Raw genomic sequence first — 6,106 nt, forward strand, 5'->3', positions numbered from 1 at the left:
CGACCAGCGGCCGTTCGTCGACGATCTCGTACAGGCAATCGACGGGCTGATCGGCGACTCGTAGAGGGGCTGGTCACAGGTTGCTCACGAACTCCTCGGCACCGGTCATCACCAGAGGGGTCAGGTGGACGAACGCCCGGGAGTCCCCTCAGCGGGAGGACTCGGTCGCCGCCGCCACCGGTCACACGCCATGTCAGTTTGCTGGGCGTCGGCAGAGCGGCAGGGCCGGATCCGAAAGCTGATGTGAACCCGGTCTCGTACGGGCGGCAAACGCGCCTGCCGCTGCGGACGACCCGCCCCAGGCTGCCCACGCTCCTCAGAAGTGCGGAAATGCGAGCCTCACATCTCGGGATACCCTGCTTTCCATCCGCACGCGAAAGGGGCGCACCATCTGCGGCATTGTGGCGGACTACCAGGCCGACTCCCGCGACGGGGCCGGCAGCTCGGACTTCCAATGCGCGGTGGACCGGCTTTCGCATCGAGGACCCGACGGCCGGGGCACGGTCGCTGTGGGCACGGCTCGTCTCGGCCACCGCCGCCTCGCCATCGTCGACGTCGAGGGCGGTGATCAGCCACTGCGGGCCGGTGACCACTACCTCGTCGCCAACGGCGAGATCTACAACCACCAGGTTCTGCGCCGCCGGCTTCGAGGGCCGTTCACGACGGGGTCGGACAACGAGGTGATCCTGCGACTGATAGCCGAGCAGGGATGCGAGGCGCTGCCCGCCCTGCGGGGCATGTACGCCTTCTGCCTGGCCACGGCCGCGGGCGGATTCGTGGCGGCGCGCGACCCCGTCGGCATCAAGCCGCTGTACTGGGCTCGGCGCAAGGGGACGGTGCGGTTCGCCTCTGAGCTGCGGGCGTTCGACGCCGACTGGCTCGAGACCCTGGAGGTCTTCCCGCCCGGCCACGTCTGGACGCCGGAGCAGGGATTGCGACGCTTTGCTTCCGCGACGCAACTTGGGGAGGAGCACGCCGGGCAGCGCAGCGATGAGGCCGATCGAACGCGGGCGGTGCGAGCGGCGATCGTCGACGCGGTCGAGCGACGGATGATGGCCGATGTCCCGGTCGGGGTCTTCCTGTCCGGAGGCCTCGATTCGAGCATCGTGGCGGCGGTGGCCGCCGGCGTTGCCCTTCGCCAAGAACGCCGCCTTCTCACCTTCGCGGTGGGAACGGACGGCAGTGCGGACCTCCAGGCCGCTCGTCGCGTCGCCGAGCATCTTGGCACGGATCACCATGAGCGCGTCTACACCGCCGAGGAAGCCGTCGCGGTGCTGCCCCACGTGGTGGAGCGACTCGAGTCGTATGAGCCCTCTCTCGTGCGCAGTGCGGTGCCGAACTACTTCCTCGCCGAGCTCGCGGCGCGTACCTGCAAGGTTGTGCTGACGGGCGAGGGCGCGGACGAGCTGTTCGCCGGGTACGCCTACCTCCGTGACATCACCGGTGAGTCCGAGCTGCATCGCGAGCTCGTCGCCACCGTCGAAGGCCTCCACAACCTCAACCTTCAGCGTTGCGACCGCATGACGATGGCCCACAGTCTCGAAGCGCGGGTACCGTTCCTCGATCTCGACGTCATCGCGCTGGCGCTTCACCTTCCGGCCGGCGACAAGCGTTCGGACGATCACCGGATGGAGAAGCACCTGCTGCGGACTGCGTTCGCCGATCTCTTGCCGTATGACATCGCGTGGCGACGCAAGTCGCAGTTCGGTGACGGCAGCGGCGCTTGCGACGTGCTCGCTGCCCACGCCGAGGCGGCGGTCACCGATGGGCAGCTGCGTGCTGCTCAGGCTCATCTCGTCCCGGCTCCGCGAAGCAAGGAGGAACTGGTCTACCAGCAGTTCTTCCGCCGCCGGTTCCCCGGCGCCGCCGACACGCGGATCCTCGGGAGGTTCGCGACAGCGTGAGCAACCAGCCAGCACGCGGGCCCGTGTGCGAAGGTACGGTCTACGTGGACAGAGCTGACGGGAGAACGGTGTCGTGAGTCTCGTGGAGGCGCTGCCGGGCTTGGTGGAGTACCTGAGGGCGAACTGGCCGACGGTGCTCGATCACACGCTCGCCCATGCCACCATCGTCCTGCTCGCGGTGGGTGTCGCCGGTGTGATCGGGGTCGGGCTGGGGGTCCTGACGTACCGTCATCGCCGTGCCCGCGACCTCGCCCTGCGCCTCACCGGCGTGATATTGACGATCCCGTCGCTGGCCCTGTACGCCATGCTCATCACGATCCCGTTCCTGGGGATCGGCACCAAGAGCGTGGTGGTGGCCCTCACCCTCTACTCGCTGATGCCAATCGTGCGGAACACCGTGACCGGGCTGCTCGGGGTGGATCCCGCGATCGTGGAGTCCGCGCAGGGCATGGGGATGGGCCGCTGGCAGCGGCTGTGGCGGATCGAGCTGCCCCTCGCCTGGCCGGTCGTGCTCACCGGTCTGCGCGTCTCCACGCTCATCATCGTCGGGATCGCCGCTCTGGGGGCGATCATCAACGGCCCCGGGCTCGGCCAGCTGATCTTCCGCGGGCTCTCCAGCGCCGGTCGTCCCTTCGCGTTGCCGATCGCCCTTGCCGGGTTCCTCGGCGTCGTGGTCCTCGCGGCCGTGCTCGACGCGGTGTTCAATCTCGTCAGTCGCCTGACCACTCCCCGAGGGATCCGATGAACGACGCAACCCAGGCGATGATCCGACTCGAAGAGCTCACGAAGCGCTTCCCCGGCAGCGACGAGCTCGCAGTGGATTCGTTGACGATGGACATTCCCGAAGGGGAGATCGTGGTCCTCGTCGGTCCGTCCGGCTGCGGCAAGACCACGACCATGAAGCTGATCAACCGGCTCATCGAGCCGACGTCGGGCCGTATCTTCCTCGGCGGCGAGGACGTCACGAAGACGGACCCCGACCGCCTGCGCCGGCGGATCGGCTACGTCATCCAGCAGATCGGGCTCTTCCCGCACATGACGATCTTCGACAACATCGCCACGGTGCCGCGGCTGCTGAAGTGGCCCGACGAGAAGATCAGCCAGCGTGTGGATGAGCTGCTCGACATGGTGGGGATGGACCCGTCGCGCTACCGCGACCGGTACCCGAAGGAGCTCTCCGGCGGACAGCGCCAGCGTGTGGGTGTCGCGCGCGCCTTGTCGGCGGACCCGCCGGTGATGCTCATGGACGAGCCGTTCGGCGCGATCGATCCCATCACGCGGGAGCGGCTGCAGAACGAGTTCCTGCGCATCCAGGAGGAGTTGCGCAAGACCATCGTGTTCGTCACCCACGACATCGACGAAGCCGTGAAGATCGGCGACCGCATCGCGGTACTGCGCGACCAGTCGGTGATCGCCCAGTACGACACCCCGGTGCGCATCCTCTCCGACCCAGCCGACGACTACGTGTCGAACTTCGTCGGATCGGGCGCCGCGTTGAAGCGGTTGGGCCTGGCGGTCGTGGGCGACTACGAACTTTCCGCGTGGCCGACCGGAAAGGTGGGCGCCGAGCCGGCGGAGCTGGAACGGATGCTGCATGAGTCGGAGCACGACGCGTTGCTCCTGCTCGACGACGACAACCGCCCCCTGCGCTGGCTGTCGCCTGCTCACGTGGGCCACGGCGACGCCGGCACGGGACAGGTGGGCGTGCGGGTGAAGGCGGTGGTCGAGCTGACCGCCACGCTGGCGCACGCCCTGAGCGAGCTCGTCACGTCACGGGTGGGCTGCGTCGTGGTCGTCGACGGTCGTGGTGCCTACCGGGGCACGCTGGACATGTCCGTCATCATGGCGGCCGCCGAGAAGATGCGCAGCGCGGAGCGTGAGCGCGCCGCTGCGACCGGCACCGGCGCACCGGCCGACGAGGACGAGGAGGAGGACGAGGACGAGAACGAGGACGAGGACGAGGTGGCGCTCTAGTGCCCGCCGCGGCGGGAGCACCCGAATCGCCGGCGGTGGCCGACACGTCGCCACCGATCCGGCAGGCGGTTCCGGGACGCGATGCGTGGCGGTACCTCGCCATGCCGTTGTTCTTGGCGCTGGTGCTCGCGGTGCTGTACCTGTACGTGAGCAGCCAGGAGCTGGACTCGATCGAGGCGCGGCGGTTGACGACCGAGTTCATCTACGCGAGCACCGTTCGCCACCTGTACCTCGTCGGGGTGTCGACCGTCATCGTGATCGCGCTGGCGGTGCCGCTCGGCATCGTGCTGACCCGTTCCTTCGCGCGTCGGGTCAGCCCGACGATCGTCGCGGTTGCGAGCACCAGCCAGGCGATCCCCTCCATCGGGGTCATCGTGGTGCTTGCGCTCGCCGCAGGCTTCGGCGTGCGCTACGCCATCATCGCCTTGGTCCTCTACGCGTTCCTGCCGGTGCTGCGCAACACGATGGTCGGTCTGCGCCAGGTTGATCCGACGGTGATCGAGTCGGGCCGCGGGATGGGAATGACGAAGCTGACCGTGCTGCGCAAGATCGAGTTGCCGCTTTCGGTCCCCGTGATGCTGGCGGGGGTGCGCACCGCGCTGGTCATCAACGTCGGCACCGCGGCCGTCGCGACGCTGACCAACGCCGGCGGCCTCGGCGACATCATCTACACCGGGCTGGTCCAGAGCCGGCAAATCGTGATCTTGACCGGCGCCGTGCTGACCGCCGTGCTGGCTTTGCTCGTCGACTACGCTGCGGGAATCGCCGAGGACGTCTTGAAGCCGAAGGGCCTGTGACCCCCGGGCCTCGCGAGTGGTCCCGCTGACGCGAACGCCGAAGGAGAAACGAATGTCACCCACACTGCGCACCTCCCGTCTGCTCGCCGTGCTCCTAGCGCTCGCCACCCTGTCGGTCGGATGCAACGGCGACGATGCTCCGACAGGCGGCGGGGAGGGCCAGACCGCCGAGGAGGAGACCGTGGCCGCCCAGGTGGACCTGTCCGGGGCGAGCGTGACGGTGGGCTCGAAGGAGTTCACCGAGCAGCGGATCGTCGGGCAGATGGCTGTCGCGGCGCTGGAGGCCGCCGGCGCCAACGTCACGGACCAGACCGGCCTGCAGGGTACAGAGGTCGTCCGCAACGCACTCGAGAGCGGCGAGATCGACCTGTACTGGGAGTACACCGGCACCGGCTGGATCACCATACTCGGCAACACCGAGTTCCTGGAAGGCCCCGAAAAGTACTACGAGAGTGTGCGTGATGCCGACGCGGAGAACGGCGTGGTCTGGCTCGAGCCGTCGGAGATCAACAACACCTACGCGTTCTTCTACAACCCGGCCGTCAACGACCTCGGCATCCAAACGATCTCCGAGCTGGCCGAGCTCGCCGAGACCAATCCGGAGCAGGCCACCCTGTGCGCCGCCACGGAGTTCATCACCCGCGACGATGGCCTCCCCGGAGTGCAGGAGGCGTACGACTTCGAGTTCTCCAAGGTCGCCGAGCTCGATCTGAGCCTCGCGATCAACGCAGCGATCGAGGGCGAGGAGTGCACGATCGGCGAGATCTTCCAGACCGACCCGCTCATCGCTGCCGACGACCTGACGGTGCTCGAAGACGACCAGAACTTCTTCCCCGTCTACAACCTGGCGATGACGATCCGCGAGGACGCCTACGGCGACCACAGCGACGCCTACGACGAACTGTTCGGAGCCATCACCGAGCTGCTCGACAACGACACGATGCGCGACCTCAACGCTCGTGTGGACCTCGAAGGCATGGAGCCCGAGCAGGTGGCGCGCGACTTCCTCGTCGAGAATGGGATCATCAGCGAGTAAGCGCGCTGCCCGCTGGCACCAACGACCGCCAGCTTCGCCTCCGCCGCGAACAGTCGGTCGAGCCGCTCACTCGTAAGGGCGCTGGAGGAGATCGAGTTCGCTCGCCTCGGCGAGGGCGTGGACGCCACGGGCCGCCTCTCGGAGGCGGCGATGGCGAGGGGGCTGTCGGCGTTCCGCCGGTACCTGTCGATCTGCATCGACCGCGGCATCACCATCGACGGCATCCTCCCCGGCGGCCTCAAGGTGAAGCGCCGCGCCCCTGCGCTTCATCGGCTGCTGCTGGAACGCGCGGAGCGGACGCTCCAGGATCCACTGACCGTGCTCGACTGGGTCAACCTCTGGGCTCTGGCCGTGAACGAGGAGAATGCGGCGGGCGGACGCGTGGTGACTGCGCC

At 68.0% G+C, this 6,106-nt stretch carries 6 protein-coding genes; all 6 read left to right on the forward strand.

The window, feature by feature from the left end; genetic code table 11:
- Positions 1-365: 365 nt before the first annotated feature.
- Positions 366-1,904, forward strand: coding sequence for an asparagine synthase B (gene asnB, locus KY462_16470; protein MBW3579293.1), 1,539 nt, complete (start codon positions 366-368; stop codon positions 1,902-1,904).
- Between the two features lie 100 nt (positions 1,905-2,004).
- Entirely contained in the window at positions 2,005-2,649 is a 645-nt protein-coding gene (locus KY462_16475) for an ABC transporter permease (GenBank protein MBW3579294.1), read from the forward strand.
- A 17-nt stretch (positions 2,650-2,666) separates the two neighbouring features.
- Positions 2,667-3,878 carry a betaine/proline/choline family ABC transporter ATP-binding protein gene (locus KY462_16480; protein MBW3579295.1) on the forward strand — a complete coding sequence of 404 codons (1,212 nt, stop codon included), beginning with the start codon at positions 2,667-2,669 and terminating at the stop codon, positions 3,876-3,878.
- Positions 3,879-3,979: 101 nt separating this feature from the next.
- Positions 3,980-4,675, forward strand: a complete 696-nt coding sequence (locus KY462_16485; GenBank protein MBW3579296.1) for an ABC transporter permease — start codon at positions 3,980-3,982, stop codon at positions 4,673-4,675.
- Positions 4,676-4,727: 52 nt separating this feature from the next.
- On the forward strand, positions 4,728-5,711 hold the full coding sequence (locus tag KY462_16490; protein MBW3579297.1) for a glycine/betaine ABC transporter substrate-binding protein: 984 nt from the start codon (positions 4,728-4,730) through the stop codon (positions 5,709-5,711).
- A gap of 150 nt (positions 5,712-5,861) precedes the next feature.
- The coding region (locus KY462_16495) for an L-serine ammonia-lyase, iron-sulfur-dependent, subunit alpha (protein ID MBW3579298.1) at positions 5,862-6,106 on the forward strand (245 nt) is incomplete at its 3' end.

It is taken from the genome of Actinomycetota bacterium, from assembly GCA_019347675.1.
Lineage (GTDB): Bacteria > Actinomycetota > Nitriliruptoria > Nitriliruptorales > JAHWKO01 > JAHWKW01.